Below are 21,888 nucleotides of genomic sequence, written 5' to 3'. Positions count from 1 at the left end.
TCAAAGACTCCTCATCATGCGCCACAACACCAGGCAGCCGAGCGCCTGCAGGGCAAAGGCCAGGAACAGCAGCCACTGCCCGCTGCTGTCGCGCCACAGGCTCATCAGGTAGTTAGGGTTGACCGTCAGGAAGTAGCCGACCATGAACAGCGGCAAGGCCCCCAGCACCCAGGCGGTGACGCGGGTTTCGCCGGTCATGGCCTTGAGCTGGCGCGCGCCCTGCTCGCGTTCGCGGATCAGCTTGATCAGGTTTTCCATCAGCTCGCTGGCATTGCCGCCGTAGCGCTGGTTGATGCGCAGGCCCAGGGCGAACAGGCGCAACTCGTCCTGGTCGTACAGCTCGGCCAGCTCGCTCAGCGCATCCTCCAATGGCACGCCCATCTGCACATTGCGGCGCACACGGCCCATGGTCGAATGCAACGGTTCGCGCGTGCCGTCGATGCCGCCGAGCACCGCATCGCTCAGGGTCCGACCGGCCTTGAGGCTGCGCACGCTGTAGTCGAGCAGACCCGGCAGTTGCTCGACGAGCTGACGCATGCGCCGGCGGCATCGCCAACTCAAGTACAGATAGCCCGACAGCGGCGCACCGAGCAGCACCATCAGGCCGGCCAGCCAACCGGCCAGCAGCATCGCCAGCAATGCCAGCGCGCCCCACATCAGCAACCAGCGCTGCAAACGCACATCAGCGCTGACCAGGCCGGCCCGCAGCAGCAGCGGGTCGAGCCAGTCGCGCCGGGCGCTGCCCGTTCGAATCGCCTGGTAAGCGCGCCCCAGACGCTGCAGGACGCGCTCCTCGCCGCGCTTGTACAGCCCCAGGCGAAACAGCAGCAGGGCGCACCCCAGAAGCAGCGGTGCCAGCGCCAGCAGCAACGGCCCGATCACGCCACACCGTCCTGGCGCAGCTTGCTGCCTGCCGGGTTCGGCGCCTCGCGCAGGAAGGTCTCACCACCGCGCCGGTCGAAGCGGAACAGGGTGTTGGTCACATACACATCCTCACGTATGCCGACCACCTCCAGCACTTCGCTGACGCAACGCCGACCATCCGGCAAACGCGTCAACTGGATCACCACATCCAGTGCCGCGCAGATCATCTGGCGCAAGGTCTTCTCGGCGATCTGCCGGCCACTGAGGCCGACCAGGGTTTCCAGGCGCAGCAAGGCATCCTGCGCGGTGTTGGCGTGCACGGTGCTCATCGAGCCGTCGTGGCCGGTGTTCATCGCGGTGAGTACATCGAGCACCTCGGCGCCGCGGATCTCGCCAAGGATGATGCGGTCAGGACGCATGCGCAGGGCGTTGCGGATCAGCTCGCTGGGCTTGATCTCGCCATGGCCCTCGGCGTTCGGTGGGCGGGTTTCCAGGCGCACCACGTGGGGATGATGCAGTTGCAGCTCGGCAACATCCTCGATGGTCACCAGGCGCTCGCGCGGCGCGATCATCTGGCTAAGGATGTTGAGCAGCGTGGTCTTGCCGGTGCCGGTGCCGCCGCTGACCAGGATGTTGCAACGACGGCCCACGGCGCGTTCGAAGAAATCGAAGATGGCTTGATCGATCGCGCGGGTAGCCAGCAGGTCGGCACTCTTGAGCATGTCCTGGCGGAACTTGCGGATCGACAGGCACGGCCCGTCCAGCGCCACTGGCGGGATGATTGCGTTGACCCGGCTGCCATCGGGCAGGCGCGCATCGACCATCGGTGAAGATTCGTCCAGGCGTCGCCCCAGGGGCGCGAGGATACGCTGCATGACCCGCTCGACATGGTGCGCATCGATGAAGCGCAGGTCGGTCTGCTGCAACAACCCGGCCCGCTCGACGAACACCCGGTGCGGGCCGTTGACCAGGATCTCGGTGACGCTGGCATCGCGCAGCAGCACTTCCAGCGGGCCGAAGCCGGTGAGTTCATCGACCAGTTCCTCGGCCAGGCGCTCCATTTCGTAGCGCGACAGCGCCAGGCGCAAGCGCCCGACGTAGTCTCCCACCTGCTCGAGGACGAACTGGGTCAAGGCCGGGCGTGCGCCTTCGAGCAGGTTGCGTCCGCTGTCCTCGATGGCATCGATCGCAAAGCGGTGCAGCGCTCGCTTGAGCGCGTGGGGGTCGCCCGACGCGTGGCGCTGACCGCCAAAGGGCTCGTCGCCACTCATTTGCTACCCCACAGCCGACGCAGCCAGGGGAAGCTCGGTGGAGCGAGGTTTTCCGAGCGCCGCGCCAGGCGTTCGCCGAGGGCACGCAGGGCCTGGGTCAGGCCTTCGCGCGGGGCCAGCTCGAACAGGCTCAGGCCCTGGTTCTTAACGTTCAGGCGCACTTCGGGGCAGTCCGGCATCACCTTGAGCAGCGGCAGGCCATAGCGTTTGGCGAGCGCCTCGGCATCCGGGGCGACATTGCGCAGGAAGCGGTCCACCAACAAGCTGGCATGCTCAAGCTTGATGCCGCGGTCGCGCCACAGTTCGAGGACTTCCAGGTTGCGCCGGCAGTCCAGGATGTTCTGGTCGGTGTAGACGATCAGCTTGTCGCAATGGCTGACGATGGTGCGCAGCGCTTCGCTGTCGGCGTGCCCGGTCAGGTTCACGACGATGTGCTGGAAGTGCTGGCGCAAAGCACTGAGCAGCATGTACAGCTCGGCGGCGCTGGTCTGGCGCAGCGGATCATCGTTCTCGGCATAGCTCAGCAGGCGCAGGCCGCCCTTGTCGCGGGTAAAGGCACTGTCGATCAACGTGGTGTCGAGGCGGCGCAGGTGGCGCAAGGCATCGCCGAAATAAAATGATGCCTCCAGCCCGAGCAGAGCCAGGCTGTCGCCACGTGGCAAGCCCAGGTCGAGCAGCAAGGTCTGCTGGCCGCTTTCCTGCACCACCCGCGCCAGGTGGGTGGTCAGCAGCGCACCATCGGCGCCGCGCTGGGCGCCATAGAGCACGGTCAGGCCACCCAGGCTGGGGTTGCTGGTGACCGTCGGCAGGCGCTTGCCGAGCCTGCGCACCAGCCCGGCCACCTCGCTGGCACGCGAGCCGTAGGCGACGAAATCCCGCGCGCCGGCGCGCATGGCGTGCAACACCAATTGATTGTCCATGCCATCGCCCAACGCGACGATGGCCAGCATCGGCTTGGCCTCCAGCACCCCTTCGATCAGCGCACACTGGCTGACCAACTGCTCGCGGTCGAGGCCGATGAACACCAGGTTGCTGAACGTCACATCCACCAGCGCCAGCAATTCGTCGAGGGTGCCAGCGCTGGCGCCGATCACCTGCCCCTGCGGCGCCAAGGCGTCCTGCAACCATTGCAGGTCATCTTCGTTGCGGGTGATGGCCAGGTAGGTCTGGTTGAGGCTGTCGTTCATCGTGATAACCCCCCATGGCCTTCGAAGTTGCCGTTTTCCAGGAAGAACAGCTGGCCCCAGCTCGGGTCATAGGTGCGCAGCGCCTCACCCGGCAACTGCGGCAGGCGCGCATTGGCCGCCAGCGGCTGGACCAGGTGCGGGGTGACGATCATCAGCAGCTCGGTCTCTTCACGCACCAGCGCCGACTGGCGGAAGAACGCGCCGAGGATCGGCAGGTTGCCCAGGCCGGGGAGCTTGTCTACCGAGGAGCGGGTGTTGTTGCTGACCAGGCCGCTGATGATGAAGCTCTCGCCATCGGCCAGGGAAATGCTGGTGTCGGTGCGGCGCACGCTCAGCCCTGGCACCAAGGTGCCGGCGATGTTTACCGCGTTGTTGTAGTCCAGCTCGCTGACCTCGGGGGCAACCTTCAGGGTGATGCGGTCGCGGCTCACCACGGTCGGTGTCAGCGCCAGGCGCACACCGAACTCCTTGTATTCGATCGACACGTTGTCGCTGCCGGAGCTGGGCACCGGGACCGGAATCTCGCCACCGGCCAGGAAACTGGCAGTCAGGCCACTGAGCACGGTGAGGCTGGGACGCGCCAGGGTGTAGGCGAATCCGCTGTTCTCCAAAGCGTTGATCGCCGCCAGGAACTTGCTGCTGCCACCGCCCCAGACGATGTTGAAGACGCCGTTGTCCAGCGGGATACCGGGGCGCACATCGGCGTAGGTCACCGAGTTGGGCGTGGTGCCGGTCTGCACACCGGGCACGTAGTCAGGTCGCACGGTGGTGTTCGGCACGGTGCCAGGCGAACCGAACAGGCTGTTGTTAGAGCCTTTGAAGAACAAACGCGCCCCCGCCTCCTTGTACTTGTTGCGGCGCACTTCGACGAAGCGGATATCGGCCTGCACCTGGCTTGGCAACTGCGCATCCTGGGACGGCAGCAGGCTGCCTTCCGTCATGTCGGCACTGGCGCGCCCCTTGACGAACAGCATGGCCCGGTGCGGCGCCGACGCACAGGCGGTCCACAGCATCAACGTGGTATTGCCCGGCCCCACGGCGGTCAACAGCACCGCACGATCGCCGCTGGCCTGCACGTCGGCGACTTTGGGCTCACCCACCGCCACCCGGCTGATCGCCAGCGGCAGGCGCAGTTCCTGCTGCAGGCCCTGGTCCATCTCGATCACCGAGGGCAACTGGCCGAAAGCCTCGCACCCTTTCACCGCCGCCTGGGCGTGGGGCAGCCATGCCGCCAGAAGCAGTGCACAGCACGCATCTCGGAAACTACGCTCGGAACGTCGCATCGCTGCATCCTTGCCTGGTCAGGGGGTCTTGTCGGTGTCGGCAGCCTTGGCGCCACGAATGATCTGCATGCTAGGCGCAGCGGTGGCAGGAGCAGCACTGGCCACGGGAGACTGGGACAATTGGCTGAAGCGATAGAGCTCGCGTCCGGCGCTCTCGATCTGCGGCCGGGTCTCAGGTTCGGCCCAGTAACGCGCCAGGCGCTGTTCATCGGCGCTGCGTACGGCCAGGCGCAGGGTGCCGGCCTGGGCAGCGAGCATCAGGCGGCTGGCCAGCGCCTCGGGCACGGCCAAGGTCACGGTGCGGGTGCCGCCGGCGCTGCCTTGGCTCCCGTGCTGTTCGCGCCGAGCCGTTTCTTCCTCGACGGTTTGTGCCGGGCGACCATCGTTGGCCAACCCCATCTGCTCGCCGACACTCAGCACGCGCAGGGCCGGCAACACCACCTGGGCTGAAGACTGCGGGTTGTTGTTCTCCTCGCGAAGAAACAGCAACACATCCACGTAGTCGCCCGGGCGCAGTTGCCCGGCAGCCCCCACCACATCATCGACGCCCACGGCCACCGCGCGCTCATGGGCACGAATCATCCGCGCCAGTGGCCCGCCCGCTTGGAAGCTCGCCTCGTCCAGCCAACTGCCTGCCGACAACGGACGCGCGCTGGAGCGACCGAGCACCTGGTCGATGCGCTGGAACGAACCGGCAGGCACCACCTGCAGGCGCTCGAGCAACACATCGTCCTCGGTCAGGGGCGTGTTGGCCGGGAGCGCCCTGCGCAATACGACGATGGAGGTGCGTGCCGGTTCAGGCGGTTGGGGAGGTGCGACGATCACCTCGGCAGGCGCTTCGGCGACTGTGGGAGCAGGACTGACGGGGGGTGTGGACGGACGGCTGAGCACCAGCCCCCAGTAACCTGCGAGTACTGCGCCGAGAAGAAACAGGACAGCCAGGGCCATGGTCAAGCGACTGCTCATCTCCGCCTCCCTGCGCTATTGCCGTGATGGCAAAAGGTAACTATTTCGCTATTGAACGGTAGCGCAGACCTCACCGTTCGCCATGAGCGGAAACGGGATTTTTTCGTCTGGCACGCGGACTTGCAGGGAAAACAGGCACTTAGAAAAAGCTTTGGCTTCCAATACTTTAGGGTTAATGCCTTTTTACATTTGCAGGCTTCGCCAGCTTGGCAATTCTATGATGGCAAATGGACGTTACTTAGCCGCGTCCTTACCCGCGCCCTCGGCGCAAGGAGATGTGCCATGCAACTGCAGCAGATCCTTCAGCACTGCAAGAACTTCATTACTCGCAAAGACGGCGCTTCCGGTATCGAGTACGCGTTGATTGCCGCAATGGTCGCGGTGGTGCTGGTGCCGTTCGTACCCGCGATCTCCGGCAAGATCACCACGATGTTCACCGCCATCTCCGGGGCGCTATGACCTTGAGCAGCACGCCGCAGCATAACGCCAGGCGAACAGGAGCCAAGCATGTCGAACTCTTCCTCGCGCCAGCAGATTCTTTTGGTGGACGACGAGGAAGAGGCATTGCAGGAGCTGGCTGAACTGCTGGAGAACGAAGGTTTCAAGTGCCACACCGCAAACTCGGTGAAGGCCGCCCTGCAACAGCTCACCCGCTACCCTGATGTGGCCCTGGTGATTACCGACCTGCGCATGCCCGAAGAAAGCGGCATCGGCCTGATCAAGCGCCTGCGCGATCACACCGCCCGCCAGCACCTGCCGGTGATCGTCATGTCCGGCCATGCCGACATGGACGACGTCAGCGACCTGCTACGCCTGCATGTGCTCGACCTGTTTCGCAAACCGATCTACCACGCCCGCTTGCTGGAGACACTCGACAACCTGTTTCCCAAGGCGGTGATGCAGGTGGTGGGGCGGTAGCCTTTGGGTACGCGAGGGCGCTAGCGGCCCTCCCTACAACTGATAACTGAAACTCACCGTGAACCTCGGCCGCCGGTTCAGGCTGTCGAGGGCGATGTCCGACATGGGCTTGGCCACCTCCAGCGCGATGTTGTAATAGCGCGCATCGCCAAACCGCAGCCCTACCGCCGCAGACGACATCTTCGCCTTCTGCACCTCCAGTTCGTTGAACCAGGCCCGCGCGGTATCGAGCACCACATAGGGCTGCAGCACCTTCAGCCACTGGCCCTCACGCTGGATGCTGTAGTTCAGCTCGTAGGCCAGGCCCCAACCCTTGTCGCCGGAGGCCTGGTCACTGGGGTAGCCACGACCGAAGTTCTGCCCGCCGAACACCGCCCGTTCGCTGTCGGGCAAACTGTCGTTGCTCCAGTACCCGGCAGCGGACACGACCCCCTGCCAGTGCTCGAGGAAATTGTCGCTCTGCACGCCGGACAGGCGCAGGCGCAGGAAATCCAGGTCATAGCCTGCATTGGTGCGTGCGCCAAAATGGTCGAGGCCCTGGTAGACCCCAGCGCTGAGGATGCGCAGGCGCCTGGCCTCGGCCTTGCGCCAATCGCCCTCGAACGACAGCGCGCGAATGTCGGTGTGGCTGTCGAGCTTTAGCGGGAAACCCACGACCTGGTAGTCGATCTGGTCATTGACCGCATAGAAGCGCCCGACCACATCCAGCCATTCGGTCGGCGAGGCGATCAGCGCCTGGCTGAGCCCGATCGAGTAACGCTCGTTCTCGCGGTGCTGGGTCAGGTCGATGCCGTTGCCCAGGCGAATGCGCGCCTTCGGGTCGCTGCGATAGCGCGATGCCGACAACAGCAGTTGCGTGCCTTCGTCATCCACGAACTGGCTGTAGTCGAGGCGGTAATAGTGTTCCTTGTCCTCGCCCGGCGGCACCAGCACGCTGGCGCTCAATTGCTCGGCGAAGCGGGTCTGGGCATTGCTGCTGGCCCCCAGCAGCGCCTGCAGGTCGTCACGGTTGCCATCGCTGAGGTTGAGGGTCGTGGTGAAGGGCTTGCGCGAAGCCTGGGCGATCAGGCGCGTGGCGCCGTCGGTGGTGCCCGGCGGCGGCACCTGGGCCTGGAAGGTGACGCCGGGGATACGGCTGATCAGGCTGGTGTAGCGCTCGAAGGTCTTGCGCGTCAGCGGCCGCTCGGCCTTGAGCTTGTTCACCAGGCGCTCGACATAGCCCGACGCGGAACCGATATCGCCCTGAACCTCATAGTCGCGGATGTAACCTTCCACCAGCACGACCCGCACGCGGCCATCGGCGAAGTCTTGCGGCGGAAGATAGGCGTAGGACAACAGGTAGCCGTCCTGCTGATAGCGCTGAGTCAGGCGTCGGGTGACCTCGATCAGTTCAGCGAGGGTCACGCTGCGGTCGAGTATCGATTGGTAGTGCTCGCGCAGATCCGCCAAGGGGTAGACGGTCCCGCCCTCGAAACGCACCTTGCGCACCAGGACCTGGGTGTTCATCTGCAAGGGCGCCTGCTGGGGTGCGGCGGGCGCCGGCACATTCAGCCCGGGCTTACCGGGACGGTAGGCGTCCACCGGCAGGTTCGGCGTGGGCAGGCGGCGTTCGGTTTCGTTGCTGTTGAGAAAACTCGGCAGGGGTTCGGCGCGGGCCACGCAGGCCCAGGACAGCGCCAGCATCGTCACCAGCAGTGGACGCATTCGGACACTCCATGATCCTGTGGAACCCAGGGCGCCCGGTTCGAGCGCCCCTTGTCAATGCAAGCGTAGGTGCTGAGCAGGCTGTCGTCTAACCAGGCGCCCGGCGGATCCGCGAAAAAGATCCGCCGGGCAGTGGATCAACGCTGCGCGCCACCCAAGGCCCCGGTCACACCACCGAGTACGCCGCCGAGCCCACCACCCTGGCCAGCACCGCCATTGACCAGCGTGCCGGCCTGGCCAACGGTGCCACCGACTGCGCTGACCGTCGCGCCCACCTGGCTGACTACCGGGTTGCCAGTGGCCGCGCCGAGCTGGCTGCCTGCACTGGCCACCGCACCACCCACCTGATTGAGCAACCCGGCGACCGGCGCACCGACGCCCGTCGCAGCGCCAACCTGCTGGGTGACACTGGCCACGCCACTGACGACCGGCGCCACACCGGCGCTCACCTGTTGCGTTACCGCTGCCACCGGAGCACCTGCTGCAGTATTGGTGACGCCATTGCCACCGAGCACGGTGCCGAGCGCAGCAACGGTATTGCCAACCTGCCCCGTGCTGCCACCTGCCGACACCACTGCCGGATTGCCAGTGCCCGCCGCCAGCCCGCTGCCTGCGCCAGCCACCACGCCGCCGACGGTTTCCAGCAGGCCCGTGCGTGCACCGCCGGTTGTCGGGGCCAGGCCGCTGGTGGTGCTGACAGTGCTGCCTACGTTGCTCACCGCTTGCCCGAGCGTACTGGTCAATGGATTACCGTTGCCGGCACCTGCAACCTGTTGCCCGGCCTGGTCGAGTGCACCGCCGACCTGGTTGAGGGTCTGGTTCAGCGGGCCTGCGAGCCCGGTTTGTCGGGTGACGTTGGCGGTGGTGTTTTCCACCAGCGATACCACCGGTACCAACGCATTGCTCACCCCTTGGGTGGCACCAGCCAGCGGCCCGTTGGTGCCGATGGGGGTCAGCGTGTTGCCCAACATGGTGACGGCCTGGCCGACACGGTCTACACCTTGCCCGGCGCCTGCCACCACTTGATTGACCAACGGAATCTGCTCGACCGGTGAGTTCGTTGCCAGCCCACCTACGCCCTGCCCCAGGCCGGATACGCCGGTCCCCAGGTTGGAGGTGGCCGCACCCACCACGCCCAGCGTGGTACCGACGGCATTGTTTCCGGTGCCCAGTTGCCCAAGGCCCTCGCTCAGGCCGGAGCCGACACTGCTGACTGCATCACCCGTGGACGACACCAGCGAACCCACGCCGCCGGTCAACGAAGTGTTCCCCGCCACAGGCAGCGAGCCGATCACCTCACCCAGGTTGCTGACACCATCGCCCAGGCCGGAAACGGTATTGCCGACCTGGCCGACGACCTGACCGGTGACCAGCGGAGTCGGCGTATTACCTCCACCGGTACCACCATCACCACCGCCTGGCGTTCCGCCACCGTTACCAGGATTGGTACCACCGCCTCCCGTACCATCTCCTCCACCACCAGTGCCACCACCAGTGCCACCGCTGCCTGCGCCGTTGCCACCACCCGCCATACCGCCGCCATCACCACCGCTGCCGCCCGTTCCGTCGGAGCCGCCGCCTGCACCTGCACCAGCGCCACCATCGGCGGACGAGCCATCAACCTCGCTGTGATGACCACCACCACCGCTGCTGCACCCGGCAAGCCCAAGGGCCATGACCAGCGCCAATGCCGTACTCGCTTTCATCCAAACCTGAGTTTTCATGGGCGACTCCCGCACTGCTTTGTTGTTGGATAGGCGCGCTGGCCAGGCTGGCCAGCGTTATGCCTTCAGTCAGCAGTGAAGCTCTGGCGGTTCGACGGCGGTAGGTCGTAAGTTGGTATTAATACGGCGGGATAAGGTGCTGACGCCGATAAAAAATCCATGAAATTCAGCAAGTTGAAATATTCGCCCGAATGGCTGACCGAAAGGTTTAATACCATGTCATTAGTACAAGGAAACGCTGGCTGAGAGAGGCTACTCCGCCACCTGGAACTCGACCCGTGCCGTCTCGCCGCTCTCATCCAAGGCGCTCAACTCGATGCGTCCTGACTGCTCGAAACGCACCAGCAGGCTGTCCTGCCCTTCGGTCTCGCCCAGCGGCCGGCCATTGAGGAACCACCAGCGCCGCCCTGCCCCACCCAGCGCCGATACGTGCAGTTGCAATGGATCGTGACTGGTGAGCGGCCGGCGCAAGTTGTCGCCTGCTCGAACACCGACGATCGACAGCGGCGGCGCGCTGGGCGCCGCCTGCGGTGGACAGCCAGGATCGACCATCGGCAGCCGCGCACTACGCCGCTCTACCCGCGGCAGCCAAGGTTCCAGAGGGGCAGGCCAGAGGGCAATTTCCTGCGTTTTCGCCCCAGGACAGTTGGCATCGACCCGCAAACCGCGCTCATTGACCCACACCGTTTCGCGCAGGCCCAACCCCAGCGGCTGGTCGGCAGCCTGCAAGGTCGGCGGCGTGGTGCCGTCGAGGGTCCAGGCAAAACGCTGGCGGCGGCACTGCGGATCCTGACGACTCATCGGCTGCCCCAGCGGCCAGCAGATCGCTGCGACGCCGACACTGCCCGGCACGTTTTCCACCGGCACGGCAATGCCGCGCTGGCTGTCGCGGTTGCTCAACAGGTCGTGCACCTGCAGCATCAGCGGCGCTGCCGAAGCCAGGCCGAACTGGCCCGGCACCGGCGTGCCATCGGGTCGGCCTATCCACACACCAATGATGTACCGCGGCCCGACCCCCACCGACCAGGCATCGCGAAAGCCATAGCTGGTGCCGGTTTTCCAGGCCAGTTGCGGGCGCTGCACAAGCTCGGCGTGCGGGTCGCGGTCCGGGCGCGCCTGGCCGCTGAGAATACGCCGAACAATCCACGCCGACCCCGGCGACAACAGGTGCCGCTCCAGCAGCGGATCCTGGGGCTGCAGGCGGATCTTCGCGCTCTTGCCCTCGCGGGCCAACGCCGCATAACCGCCGACCAGGTCCTCCAGACGGCTGCCTGCACCGCCGAGAATCAGCGATAGGTTCGGTTCGGCCAGCGGCGGCAGTACCAAGGGCACGCCACCGATGCGCATCTGCGCGGCGAAGCGCTTGGGCCCGTAGGCTTCGAGCAACTGAACCGCTGGTAGGTTGAGCGACAACGCCAGCGCCGAACTGGCCGACACCGGCCCGCTGAAGCCCATCGAGAAGTTGCCCGGACGGTAGTCGCCATAGCGGCGCGGTACGTCCTGCAGCAGCGATTCGGAGTGGATCAGCCCATCGTCCAGGGCCATGCCATAGAGAAACGGCTTGAGGGTCGAGCCGGGCGAACGCAGGGCATGCACCATGTCGACATGGCCGAAGCGGCGCTCATCGCCCAGGTCGATGGACCCCAGGTAGGCACGCACGGCCATGGTCTGAGCCTCGACCACCAGGATTGCCGCCGAGGTGCGCTCGGGCAAGCGTGCACGCCAACCGAGCAGCAAGTCTTCGAGACGGCGCTGCAACGACGCATCGAGCGTGGTGCGGATCAGCGGTGGGCTGTCCGCCGTGTTCAGACGCCGAGCCAGCAGTGGCGCCAGCGCCGGCTCCTGGCGCGGGGCGAGCAGCAAGGGCTCTTCGCGGGCCTCGGCAATCCGCTGCTCAGGCCACACCTGGTAATCGGCCAGGCGTTGCAGCACCTTGTCGCGGGCACGCTGCGCACGCTCGGGATGGCGATCCGGGCGCAGGCGGCTGGGCGCCTGGGGCAGTACGGCCAGCAATGCCGCCTCGGCAGGCGTGAGGTGCTTGGGCGACTTGCCCAGGTAAGCCCAACTGGCGGCGGCGACGCCCTGCAGGGTGCCGCCGAAGGGCGCGCGATCGAGGTAGATCTGCAGGATCTCGCGCTTTGACAGGTGCCATTCCAGCTGAGCGGTGCGCCACAGCTGACGCAGTTTTCCGGCCAGGGTGCGGTCGTGGGGATCGAGCAAACGTGCTACCTGCATCGACAGCGTGCTGCCACCGGACACCACACGCCCGCCACGCAGGTTCAGCCAGGCCGCACGCGCCAGGGCCAGCGGGTTGACCCCGGGATGGTCGTAGAACCAGCGATCTTCGTAGGTGAGCAGCGCCTCCAGATACAAGGGCGATACCTCATCGGGGCTGACCGGATAGCGCCACACGCCGTCGGCATCGGCGAAGCGCCACAGCGGCGTGCCGTCCTCGGCGAGCACCACCCGCGCCAGGTCGTCACCAGGCATCGGCAATGGCCACAGGCGATCCGCCAGCCACAGCAAGACGACGCTCGACAGCACAGTAATGCCGACACCACGCAAGATCCTTGCGCTGCGCGTACGCGGGCGAACTATGCTTGCGCCTGGCATCGGGAACCGACCCCATCGAACGATGGCCAAAGGCTTGGGATGATCATCAGGAAGCAGCTATGCATGTAGAAGGGTTTTTCGAGTGGTTGGGCCAGGCGCTGGGCGCGGTGATCAAGTTCATCGTCGATATCATGAGCGGGCTGTTCAATCTGCTGGCCAATGCCGGCGGCAATTTCATCGACGGGCTGGCGCGCACCTTGGGCATGGACACCTCGCTGGTCAGCATCCTTGCGCTGATCGTCGGGCTGATGCTGCTGTACTCGGCGATCCGGGCGTTCATGCGGGCGTCGATCGTGATGGGCATCATCTGGCTGGTGCTGGGCTTGTGGGTGTTGAGCTGGATCATTCACTGACCCGAGGCCCGCCATCCATGAACCTGTGGGAGCGGAGTCACCCGCTCCCACAGTCGCATCAACGGCTACGCACCACCATCTCGCCCTGACTATCCCCCACTGCCTGCAGGTTCGGCCGGTACATCGACTCTACCTGCGGCGGCGGAATGCGATAGCTGCCCGGTGTTACCGCACGCGCCAGGTACAACAGGTGCGTGGTGCCGTAGCTGTCGAGCTTGAGGGCGGCCACATAACGGTCGTCGCGGTACTCCTGGTGCACCACGCTGGCGTTCTGCATCGATTCGCGCCACTGCTTGACGGCACTGCTGGCGTTGTCGAGGCTGGCGGCGCTCTGGGCCAGGTTCTGGTTTTCCAGCTCCAGACCCGCCGGCAGCAGGTCGACCACCAGCGCATCCGGCACCTGGCTCTGGGCCTTGAGCGCCAGGTGCACCAGCACCAGGTCGCCACTACGCAGGTTGCGCAGGTCCAGGGCCTGGCCGTTCATGCCCAGGTACTCGCGACGGATCTCCATACCATTGCTGCTGGCCGCAGGCGCCTGCCGCGGATAGCCGGACAGGGTCAACTGCTGGTACAGCGTATCGCTGCCCTGGTTCTGGATGCTCAGCGGCGATGCCAGCAACGGGCCTTCGAGCTTCATGCCCGATTCGGTGTTGTTGAACTCGCGAACCTCACCAGCGCTGTCCAGACGCGCCTGCCAGTTGCCTTCGGGCTTGCCCAGCAGGCCGCGACCGGCGAGGAACAGCGCATTACGCTCCTGGGTCGACAGCCAGCGGTTGGAGGCCAGTTCGTCGGACAACGCGAACAGGCGTTGATCGACCTGGTTGCTGGCCAGGTTGTTCTCCTGAAGCAGCGCCAGGATCAGTGCCTGGTCACGCACGGCGCTGCCGTAGTCGGCCAGCCAACCCTTGCCACGGCCTATCGCCAGGCCTGCCTGCAACGCCTGCTGCGAGCGCGGCTTGTCGCCCATCTTGTCCAGCGCCACCGCCAGTTGCACCAGCGGCAGGCCGGAGCGGGCATCGCTGCGGCGTTCGAACAGGCTGCGCAGCGCACCCAGCGGCGCTTGCTGACTGCGGGCAAGCACCAGCGCGGCGTAGGCCTGCACGGCAAAGCGGGTGTGTTCGGCGTCCTGGCTGTAGTCGACCTCGATCAGGTTGCGCTCCTGCAGATAGCGCAGCAGGCGCTCGTTGGCCTTCTTCAAGGCCTCGGCAGGCACGCCGTAGCCTTGCTCACGCGCACGCAGAAGGAAGTCGGTGACGTAGGCGGTCAGCCAGTACTCTTCCTCGCTGTCCGAACTCCACAGGCCGAAGCTGCCGTTGTAGCGCTGCATGCCCAGCAAGTGCTCGATGCCCATTTCGATCTTGCGCTTGCGCACATCGGTCGGCTCACCCTTGATACCCAGACGCTTGAGGCTGTCGGCATCGGCATAGAGCGAGGGATAGAGGCCACTGGTGGTCTGCTCCAGGCAGCCGTAGGGATAGGCTTCGAGGGCACGGATCTGCTCGGCCAGGTTCAGCGGTGGGCGGCTCGACAGCGCAAGGCTGGCTTCAAGGCCTGCCGGTTCGAACTCGGCCAGCTCGTTCTCGGGCAGGGTCCAGGGTTGGTCCTTGAGCGCCACGCGGTAGTGCTTGAGCATCGCCGGATACGCCGGGCGCACACCCAGGGTCCATTCGCGCTCGAAGCCGGTGGCCGTCTCGCCAGGCAACTGCAGGCCATCGACACGCACGTGCACCTTGCCCTGCCCCAGGCCACCGCGGGCCTGCACCGGAATCATCAGCGTGCTGCGCTGGCCTTCGGCAAGGTTGATGCTCTGCTGGGCGGCACCGGCGAGGTCGAGTTGCCCGTCGGTGGTCACCTGCACGTTGAGCTGCTGGGCACGGCCAGACAGGTTGGCCAGGTCCAGGGCCAGGCGAGTCTGGTCGCCACCGGCGAGGAAGCGCGGCGCCGACAGCTCGGCGATCAGCGGCGCAGCGACGACCGTCTTGCCTTCGGCCATGCCGAAGTGCTCGTCGGTCCAGGCCTGCGCCATCAGGCGCAGTTCGCCGTTGAAGTCGGGGATATCGACTGTGGCCTGCCCTTCGCCCTTCTCGTCGAGCGTCACCGGCAGGCTCTGCTGGGCGACGATGGTGACCGTGGTGTTCGGGCGCTTGCCGCCCTTGGCCATGGCGGCGTCACCCCCGAAGGCCAGGCTCGCCAGGCGGCCCTGGCCGGCTTCGATCAACTGGCCGTAGATATCCAACTGGTCGGCGCCGTAGGCCTTGCGACCGAACAGGCTGGCAAAGGGGTCGGGGGTCTTGAAGTCGGTGATGTTGAGGATGCCCACATCCACCGCAGACAACAGCACATGCACCTGCTTCGGCACACTGCCGTCGGCATTGACGGCCTTGAACTTCACGGTCAGGGGCTGCTTGGGGCGCATCTTCTCCGGCGCCTGCAGGCTGACCGCCAGCTTGCGCTCGGCGCGGTCCAGCGGCAGGTGCAGCACACCGACGGCGCGTTTGGGCGTGGCATTGACCTTGCGCTCACCCGGACGAATCACCAGGGCGCTGATATAGAGGTCGTGGCGGGCCCATTTCTTGTCCAGCTCGACCTCGAAAGTCTTGCCTTCGGCAGGTACGTCGATCTCCTGCCACCACAGCGGACCGTCGCTGGACTCGATCATCAGGTAGCCGCTGCCGGCCGCAGGTGGCGTGACGGTAACCTTGGCGGTGGCACCGTCGGCGTAGGAAGGTTTGTCCAGCGCCAGCTTGACCTGGTCAGGGCGTACTGCCCCACCTTCGGCGTTGTCCTGGGCGCGGTAACCGGCCCAGAAGCGCTCGCTGGATACCAGCCCGGTTTCGGGATCTTCGACCTCGACGCGGTAAGGCCCCCACTCCACCGGGAAGGTCAACTTGGCGGTGGAGCCGGCCTTGACGCTGACGGTTTCCTCGCTCTGGGTGAGGAATTTCTCGTTGTAGTTGTAGCTCCAGCCATCGCTTTGCGAGTAGTTCCAGTAGTAGTCGCGACGCTCGCGGATCAACCGCACCTTGAGGTCGTCGGCGGCGAGCTTGTTGCCGTCGCGGTCGGCGACCAGCACCTCGAACTGCACCGGGGCATCGCTGTCGGTCTCTTCGCCATCGAACAGGCCGCGCAGGCCCGGCAGGCGATCAGCCGGCCAGATCGGCTGCTCCAGGCGACGGGTGATCGGGCGACCGCCAGACTCCTGCAGGCTGGCCTGCACGGTCAATTGCAGCGGCGAGCGGGCCTCGGCCCAGCGGCTCTCGATATCGACGGTGGCCTTGCCGGCCTGGTCGAGGGTGACTTCATCGAGTTCCAGGTCCTGGGTCAGTTCGCTCTCGGTGACCGAGCCGAACTGATAACCCGGCAGCGCCGGTACGGCTTCACGCAGCGGGCGGATGTAGGCCTGGCCGCTCAGGCGGTTGCCGGCAGCTGGCGCGCCATAGAGATAGCGGCCATTGACCTGGATGCGTGCGGTTTGTTCGGGGCTGAGGGGGGTCTTGCTGCCCTTGAGCTCCAGCGCCAGGCGCTCGGGCAGGAAGTCTTCGACGAGGAATTCGTAGACCTGCTTGCGGCCCCCGCCGAGGTCGAGCAGCAGTTGCCAGCGCCCGGTCGGCGCCTCGGTAGCCAATTGCAGCTGATATTGGAACAGGCCGTTCTGGTCGGCCTCCCAGACGAACTTGCGGCTGACCTGCTCATCAGGGCGACGCACTTCGACCGTCACCGGCTGAGCCTTGACCGGCTTGCCGTCCTGGTCGCGCAGCAGGCCGTTGAGCAGTACGGTTTCGCCGGGGCGATACAGGTCACGCGGGCCAAAGATGAAGAACTGCAGCGGATTGGCTTGCGGGCCGGTGATGTCGAATTCGGCCAGGTCCAGTGCGGCGGTGTTCAGGCGCAGCAGCGTGGTGTGCACGCCCTGGGTGGCGATCAGGGTGTCGGCCTTGGCCGTAATCGGCAACTCGGCATGGCCCTTGCCATCGGTCTTGGCCTGGGCCAGCAGCTTGCCCTTGTCGTCGTGCAGCTCGAGGGTCACGTCGCTCAGGGCCTTGCCGCCCTCGAGGGCCTGGGCGAACACGTCCAGGCGGTCACGGTAGCGGTGCGCGGACACGCCGATATCACTGAGGGTGAACAGGGTCGCCGGTTGCGAATAGTCGTAGGTGCCGGAGGCGCGCATCACCGCCAGGTAGACGCCCGGCTCCTGCAACGGCTTGATCCCGGCGATCGGCAGCAGTACGGTTTCGCGAGTATTGCGTGCAGGGTTCAGGTCGAAGCGGCCGCTGTAGACCAGCTCGGCCATGTCCAGGGTTTCCTTGGACTGGTAGTAGTACAGGCTGCTGTTTCGGCCCCAGTTGACCAGGAAGGTCGAGAGCATTTCCGGTTTGACCCGGAAGAACTCGACATCGACCTTGTCGACGTTCAGGGCGATCACCGGCAGGCCTTCGGCCAGGCGGGTGGGCAACAGGGAGCCACGGCTGGCAAAACCGATGGTCGGCTGCATGTCGCGGGTTTCCAGGCGGCTGACCGACTCACCCTGAAGCGTCTTGCCGTTGACCGCGAGCAGGCCCTTGTCGACGGTCAGCACCAGCTTGCGCTGCGGCTCGAGGTGGCGCAGACGCAGTTCCATCTGGTTGTCGGACAGCTCCCAGGCGCCGTCGAGCTTGCCCTTGACGGTATCGACCAGGTGCACCTTGGCGGCGAAGTCCTGGTTGGCATCGAGCGGCACCGAGAAGCTGATCGACAGGGTACTGGCACCGTCGAGCTGGACCTCCGAGACGTCCAGCACGTTGAGTTCACGGTCGGCGTAGCGCTTGGCGAGCGCTGCCGGGTCCTCGCGCTTGGCGGGCTTGGCTTCGGCAGGCACGCTGGCCGCGGGCTTTTCAGCCGGCGCGGGGGTGTCCTTGGAAGAGGAATCACAGGCACTGAGCAGGGCCAGCGCGCAGGCCAGCAACAATCCTTTGTTGAGCATAGGAGAGAGGACTCTTCGGCAGCAGGGTGGTGAGGGCAGAAACTATAGCGCAACGTCAGGCAGGCTACCTGCGCTGCAGTGGCAATTGAGACCGCGTTCGCACGGATTGGTTGCCTGGCCGGTACAATGGCCAGCAGCCGAAAACCGGGGCCGCCGTGCGCCCCTTCGCGGGCAAGCCCGCTCCCACAGGATAAGCGCAATCGCATGCCCTCACTGCTCAACGACTGGCAGCACCGCCTCACCCACCGCAAGGTCTGGGCCTTGGCCGCGCCGATGATTCTTTCGAACATCTCGGTGCCGTTGGTGGCACTGGTCGACAGCACGGTCATCGGCCATCTGCCCCACGCCCACCAGCTCGGTGCCGTCGCCGTTGGCGCGACGTTGTTCACCTTCATGGTCGGCCTGATGGGGTTCCTGCGCATGGGTTCGACCGGTTTTGCAGCCCAGGCCGCCGGTCGCGCCGACGGCGCCGCACTACGCCAGGTGCTGGTTCAGGGGCTGCTGCTGGCGCTGGCGTTCGCCGTGCTGATCGGCCTGCTCGCCCTGCCCCTCAGCCAGTTGGCCCTACAGGCGATGCAGCCCAGCGAGGCCCTGCAAGCCTCGACCGAAGCCTTCTTCCATACCCGCCTGCTCGGCCTGCCGGCGGCACTGGCCAGCTATGCCCTGGTCGGCTGGTTCCTCGGCACCCAGAATGCTCGTGCGCCGCTGGCGATCCTGCTGACCACCAACCTGCTGAACATCGTCCTCAACCTGTGGTTCGTGCTCGGACTGGACTGGGGCGTACTCGGTTCGGCGCGGGCCTCGGTGATCGCCGAATGGAGCGCGGCGCTGCTGGGCCTTGCCCTGACCCGCCCTGCACTGCTTGCCTATCCAGGGCGCATCGCCTGGGCTGCGCTGAAACGCTGGCAGGCTTGGCGCCCGCTGCTGGCGGTCAACCGCGATATCTTCCTGCGCAGCCTAGCGCTGCAACTGGTGTTCCTGCTGATCACCGTGCAGGGCGCGCGCCTGGGTGAAGCGACGGTCGCGGCCAACGCGCTGCTGCTCAACGGCCTGCTGCTGACTGCCTATGCCCTGGACGGCCTGGCGCATGCGGTCGAGGCCCTGTGCGGCCACGCCATCGGCGCACGTGAGCGCGACACCCTGCGCCGCTCGCTGGTGGTCGCCTGTGGTTGGTCACTGATCGTCAGTCTGGTCTTTGCCGGGCTGTTTCTGCTGGGTGGGCACTTGTTCATCGACCTGCAGACCGACATCCAGAGCGTGCGTGACGCAGCCTACCCTTACCTGCCTTACCTGGCGCTGCTGCCGCTGGTAGCGGTGTGGAGCTATCTGCTGGATGGACTGTTCATCGGCGCTACTCGAGCGCGCGAGATGCGCAACGCGATGCTGGTATCGGTGGCGATCGCGTTGCCGCTGGCATTCGCCCTGCGAGGGTTCGGCAACCATGGATTGTGGCTGGCGTTTCTCGGGTTCATGGGATTGCGCGCGGTGACGCTGGGGTGGGTGGGGTGGCGGTTGCAGCAGCGGGGAGCGTGGATCGATTGAAGCAGGGCCGCTCCCGCAAACCTTGCAGGAGCGGCCCGCCGATCACGACGACAGGTACGAAGACCGAGTCAGGCCCAGGCGCAGCGCGTCGAGGAACTGGGTCCGCTCACGGGCGCTGATCTTGGCGCTGGCGACCTTGTCGCGGTAGTGGGTCATCAACTCCTCCGGCGACAGGTGCACGTAGCGCAGCATGTCCTCGATGGTGTCGTGGGTCTCGATGCCAGCGTGGTACACGCTGCCGTCGGCGTTCTGGTAGATGTTCACCGAGTCGGTGTCACCGAACAGGTTGTGCATGTCCCCCAGGATTTCCTGGTAGGCGCCGACCAGGAACACGCCCAGCAGGTAGTCCTCACCTTCGCGTACCGCATGCACCGGCATGCTGGTCTCGATGCTCTGCTCGTCGACGTACTGGTTGATCTTGCCGTCCGAGTCGCAGGTCAGGTCCTGCAGCACCGCGCGGCGCATGGGTTCTTCGTCCAGGCGGTGCAGCGGGATGATCGGCAGCACCTGGCCGATGGCCCAGGTGTCGGGCAGGCTCTGGAATACCGAGAAATTGCAGATGTACTTGTCGGCGAGCTTGTCGTTGAGCTCGTCCAGCACCTGGCGGTGCGAACGCTGGCGAGCCTTGAGCGAGTTGTGCAGGCGACGGCACACAGCGAAGTAGCATTGCTCGGCCAGGGCTTTCTCGGAGAGGCTGATCTTGCCATCGGCATACTGCGCGGCCACGTCACCCATGTAGTGGGTGGCACGCCAGTAGGTCTCGGTGACCATCTCGATGTCGGTCGGGCCGAGCAGGTCGGCCAGCCACTGCACGGTCTCGGGCAGCGCCTCCTTGTTCTCGATGGTCGGCACTTCGTCGTTGTGGCTTTCGACGTCGGTGACCTGGATCACCAGCATGGCGTGGTGCGCAGTCAGCGAGCGACCGCTCTCGGAGAAGATATGCGGGTGCGGCAAGCCCTGGGCGTCGCAGAACTCCTTGAGCATCCCCACCACCACGCCGGCATAGTCATCCATGTCGTAGTTGATCGAGCTGGCGTTGCGCGAGTGGGTGCCATCGTAGTCGACGCCCAGCCCGCCACCGACGTCGATGTGATCGACCGGCAGGCCCAGGCCGCGCAGCTCGCCGTAATAGCGGATGGCTTCCTTGAAGCCGTGCTGGTAGTCGGCGAGGTTGGCGATCTGCGAGCCCATGTGGAAGTGCAGCAGGCGGATACCCTGGTCCAGCCCGGCATCACGGAAGCGGCTGACCACCGACAGCAATTGCGCAGCCGACAGGCCGAACTTGGATTTCTCGCCCCCGGTGTCGGCCCACTTGCTCGACGCCAGCGACGACAGGCGCACGCGCAGGCCGACCTGTGGCTTGACCTTGAGCTCGGCGGCTTCCTCGATCACCAGGGCGACCTCGGATTCCTTCTCGATGACGATGAACACGTTGTGGCCCAGCTTCTGGCCCATCAGTGCCAGGCGGATGAACTCACGGTCCTTGTAGCCGTTGCAGACGATGGTACCGCCCTTGGGCGCCAGCGCCAGCACGGCCAGCAGCTCGGGCTTGGAGCCGGCTTCGAGGCCGATGGAGACGTTTTGCGTGGCGATGATGTTCTCGACCACCGCTTCCTGCTGGTTGACCTTGATCGGATAAAGGGCCGTGTACTGGCTCTGGTACTCCAGGCGCGCGATGTTGGCGTCGAAGGCACCGGTCAGTTGGCGTACGCGGTCCTGCAGGATGTCCGGGAAACGGACCAGCAGTGGCAGCGACAGGCCACTCTGGCGCAGCTCGTCGACCTGCTCGAAGAGGTCGATCGGCGCGCTGTCGGGGCCGTTGGGGCGCACTTCGACACGCCCGGCTTCATTGATGGCGAAATAACCAGCGCCCCAATGGCGGATACCATAAACACTGCGGCTGTCGGCCACGGTCCATTGGCTGCCATCGTCTTTGCGTGTGCGTCGTACGGACATTCAAGTCCCCTATAGATAAGTCAAGACACTGCCCCGCGGTGGGTGCGGGCGCAGTGTAGAAGCTGAAAATGACGATTCGTCCGTCCTCGGGTAGACCCCGGCAACGGAAACGAGTTTAGAAAGCGCTCGGCAAAAATGCCTGCGGGCAACACTCAACCGCCGGACTTCTTCGCCTTGAAACCCTGCTTGATCAGCTCGGCGAGCAGCAGTTCGACGTGATCACCCTGGATCTCGATGACACCGTCTTTCAAGGCACCACCGGTGCCGCATCGCCGTTTGAGCGTGCTGGCGAGGTCCTTGAGCTGCTCGAGCGGCAGCGGTACGCCAGTGATGGTGGTGACGGTCTTGCCGCCACGCCCCTTGCTTTCACGGCGTACCCGGGCAATGCCATCGCCTTCGGGGATCAGTTGCTGCTTGCAGACACACGCGTCCACCGGCTGGCTGCAGTCGGGGCAGTGCCGACCAGCGTCGGTGGAAAACACGAGACCGCCGAGGGCGGAGAAGGAAGAAGCTTTCTTGGCCACTTTTGTTCCTCTTGCTGAGGACA

15 protein-coding genes are annotated in these 21,888 nt (G+C 65.6%); 4 read left to right on the top strand and 11 right to left on the bottom strand.

All coding sequences use genetic code 11. The annotated features are described in order from the left end of the window. The 5 genes from HU748_RS21530 to cpaB are packed head-to-tail and all read right to left on the bottom strand — an operon-like array spanning window position 1 to window position 5,571. Window positions 1-882 carry a type II secretion system F family protein gene (locus tag HU748_RS21530; RefSeq protein ID WP_186721870.1) on the bottom strand — a complete coding sequence of 294 codons (882 nt, stop codon included), beginning with the start codon at window positions 880-882 and terminating at the stop codon, window positions 1-3. After that, window positions 879-2,135: a CpaF family protein gene (locus tag HU748_RS21525; protein WP_186708551.1), complete on the bottom strand. Its 1,257-nt coding sequence runs from the start codon at window positions 2,133-2,135 to the stop codon at window positions 879-881. The genes HU748_RS21530 and HU748_RS21525 overlap by 4 nt, the downstream gene beginning before the upstream one ends. Then, on the bottom strand, window positions 2,132-3,322 hold the full coding sequence (locus tag HU748_RS21520) for a pilus assembly protein (protein ID WP_186666039.1): 1,191 nt from the start codon (window positions 3,320-3,322) through the stop codon (window positions 2,132-2,134). The genes HU748_RS21525 and HU748_RS21520 overlap by 4 nt, the downstream gene beginning before the upstream one ends. Then, a complete protein-coding gene (locus tag HU748_RS21515; RefSeq protein ID WP_186721868.1) occupies window positions 3,319-4,605 on the bottom strand; it encodes a type II and III secretion system protein family protein in 1,287 nt (428 codons plus the stop codon). Before HU748_RS21515 ends, HU748_RS21520 begins: the two co-directional genes overlap by 4 nt. 18 nt (window positions 4,606-4,623) lie before the next feature. Continuing rightward, window positions 4,624-5,571, bottom strand: coding sequence for a Flp pilus assembly protein CpaB (cpaB, locus tag HU748_RS21510; RefSeq protein WP_186721867.1), 948 nt, complete (start codon window positions 5,569-5,571; stop codon window positions 4,624-4,626). A gap of 282 nt (window positions 5,572-5,853) precedes the next feature. Here cpaB and HU748_RS21505 point away from each other — a divergent pair, with 282 nt between their 5' ends. Both HU748_RS21505 and HU748_RS21500 read left to right on the top strand, forming a co-directional pair. After that, the gene (locus HU748_RS21505) at window positions 5,854-6,030 is read left to right on the top strand and encodes a Flp family type IVb pilin (RefSeq protein ID WP_065861672.1); all 177 of its coding nucleotides are present in this window, start codon (window positions 5,854-5,856) and stop codon (window positions 6,028-6,030) included. Window positions 6,031-6,078: 48 nt separating this feature from the next. Then, window positions 6,079-6,489 (top strand): response regulator, encoded by a 411-nt coding sequence (locus HU748_RS21500; RefSeq protein ID WP_186708547.1) that lies wholly within the window; start codon window positions 6,079-6,081, stop codon window positions 6,487-6,489. A 33-nt stretch (window positions 6,490-6,522) separates the two neighbouring features. On the opposite strand, the gene HU748_RS21495 is transcribed toward HU748_RS21500, so the two are convergent. From HU748_RS21495 to pbpC, 3 genes are all read right to left on the bottom strand, one after another. Next, window positions 6,523-8,193, bottom strand: a complete 1,671-nt coding sequence (locus HU748_RS21495) for a ShlB/FhaC/HecB family hemolysin secretion/activation protein (RefSeq protein ID WP_186721865.1) — start codon at window positions 8,191-8,193, stop codon at window positions 6,523-6,525. Window positions 8,194-8,330: 137 nt separating this feature from the next. After that, window positions 8,331-9,917, bottom strand: a complete 1,587-nt coding sequence (locus tag HU748_RS21490) for a collagen-like triple helix repeat-containing protein (RefSeq protein ID WP_186721864.1) — start codon at window positions 9,915-9,917, stop codon at window positions 8,331-8,333. Between the two features lie 252 nt (window positions 9,918-10,169). Next, window positions 10,170-12,530 carry a peptidoglycan glycosyltransferase PbpC gene (pbpC, locus tag HU748_RS21485; RefSeq protein ID WP_186721863.1) on the bottom strand — a complete coding sequence of 787 codons (2,361 nt, stop codon included), beginning with the start codon at window positions 12,528-12,530 and terminating at the stop codon, window positions 10,170-10,172. 59 nt (window positions 12,531-12,589) lie between these two features. Between pbpC and HU748_RS21480 the strand changes: the two genes are divergently transcribed. Further along, window positions 12,590-12,883 (top strand): hypothetical protein, encoded by a 294-nt coding sequence (locus tag HU748_RS21480; protein ID WP_054894193.1) that lies wholly within the window; start codon window positions 12,590-12,592, stop codon window positions 12,881-12,883. Between the two features lie 58 nt (window positions 12,884-12,941). Here the strand turns inward: HU748_RS21480 and HU748_RS21475 are convergent, their stop codons facing one another. After that, window positions 12,942-17,843: an alpha-2-macroglobulin gene (locus HU748_RS21475; protein ID WP_186721862.1), complete on the bottom strand. Its 4,902-nt coding sequence runs from the start codon at window positions 17,841-17,843 to the stop codon at window positions 12,942-12,944. Between the two features lie 204 nt (window positions 17,844-18,047). Here HU748_RS21475 and HU748_RS21470 point away from each other — a divergent pair, with 204 nt between their 5' ends. Continuing rightward, window positions 18,048-19,385, top strand: a complete 1,338-nt coding sequence (locus tag HU748_RS21470) for an MATE family efflux transporter (RefSeq protein ID WP_186666028.1) — start codon at window positions 18,048-18,050, stop codon at window positions 19,383-19,385. 42 nt (window positions 19,386-19,427) lie between these two features. Here HU748_RS21470 and speA read toward each other — a convergent pair whose 3' ends face one another. Further along, window positions 19,428-21,341 carry an arginine decarboxylase gene (gene speA, locus HU748_RS21465; protein ID WP_153774079.1) on the bottom strand — a complete coding sequence of 638 codons (1,914 nt, stop codon included), beginning with the start codon at window positions 21,339-21,341 and terminating at the stop codon, window positions 19,428-19,430. A gap of 152 nt (window positions 21,342-21,493) precedes the next feature. Continuing rightward, window positions 21,494-21,865, bottom strand: a complete 372-nt coding sequence (locus HU748_RS21460; protein ID WP_186666026.1) for a translation initiation factor Sui1 — start codon at window positions 21,863-21,865, stop codon at window positions 21,494-21,496. Between the last annotated feature and the right edge of the window lie 23 nt (window positions 21,866-21,888).

It is taken from the genome of Pseudomonas sp. RW3S2, from assembly GCF_014268955.1.
GTDB classification, from domain to species: domain Bacteria; phylum Pseudomonadota; class Gammaproteobacteria; order Pseudomonadales; family Pseudomonadaceae; genus Aquipseudomonas; species Aquipseudomonas wayambapalatensis.
Note: the sequence above shows the minus strand (reverse complement) of the source record. Positions and strands in the feature narration are given on the sequence as shown.

Coding starts and splice junctions, on each gene's coding strand:
- HU748_RS21525 (WP_186708551.1), bottom strand. CDS start 2,135: ATGAGTGGCGACGAGCCCTTTGGCGGTCAGCGCCACGCGTCGGGCGAC.
- HU748_RS21520 (WP_186666039.1), bottom strand. CDS start 3,322: ATGAACGACAGCCTCAACCAGACCTACCTGGCCATCACCCGCAACGAA.
- HU748_RS21515 (WP_186721868.1), bottom strand. CDS start 4,605: ATGCGACGTTCCGAGCGTAGTTTCCGAGATGCGTGCTGTGCACTGCTT.
- cpaB (WP_186721867.1), bottom strand. CDS start 5,571: ATGAGCAGTCGCTTGACCATGGCCCTGGCTGTCCTGTTTCTTCTCGGC.
- HU748_RS21505 (WP_065861672.1), top strand. CDS start 5,854: ATGCAACTGCAGCAGATCCTTCAGCACTGCAAGAACTTCATTACTCGC.
- HU748_RS21500 (WP_186708547.1), top strand. CDS start 6,079: ATGTCGAACTCTTCCTCGCGCCAGCAGATTCTTTTGGTGGACGACGAG.
- HU748_RS21495 (WP_186721865.1), bottom strand. CDS start 8,193: ATGCGTCCACTGCTGGTGACGATGCTGGCGCTGTCCTGGGCCTGCGTG.
- HU748_RS21490 (WP_186721864.1), bottom strand. CDS start 9,917: ATGAAAACTCAGGTTTGGATGAAAGCGAGTACGGCATTGGCGCTGGTC.
- pbpC (WP_186721863.1), bottom strand. CDS start 12,530: ATGCCAGGCGCAAGCATAGTTCGCCCGCGTACGCGCAGCGCAAGGATC.
- HU748_RS21480 (WP_054894193.1), top strand. CDS start 12,590: ATGCATGTAGAAGGGTTTTTCGAGTGGTTGGGCCAGGCGCTGGGCGCG.
- HU748_RS21475 (WP_186721862.1), bottom strand. CDS start 17,843: ATGCTCAACAAAGGATTGTTGCTGGCCTGCGCGCTGGCCCTGCTCAGT.
- HU748_RS21470 (WP_186666028.1), top strand. CDS start 18,048: ATGCCCTCACTGCTCAACGACTGGCAGCACCGCCTCACCCACCGCAAG.
- speA (WP_153774079.1), bottom strand. CDS start 21,341: ATGTCCGTACGACGCACACGCAAAGACGATGGCAGCCAATGGACCGTG.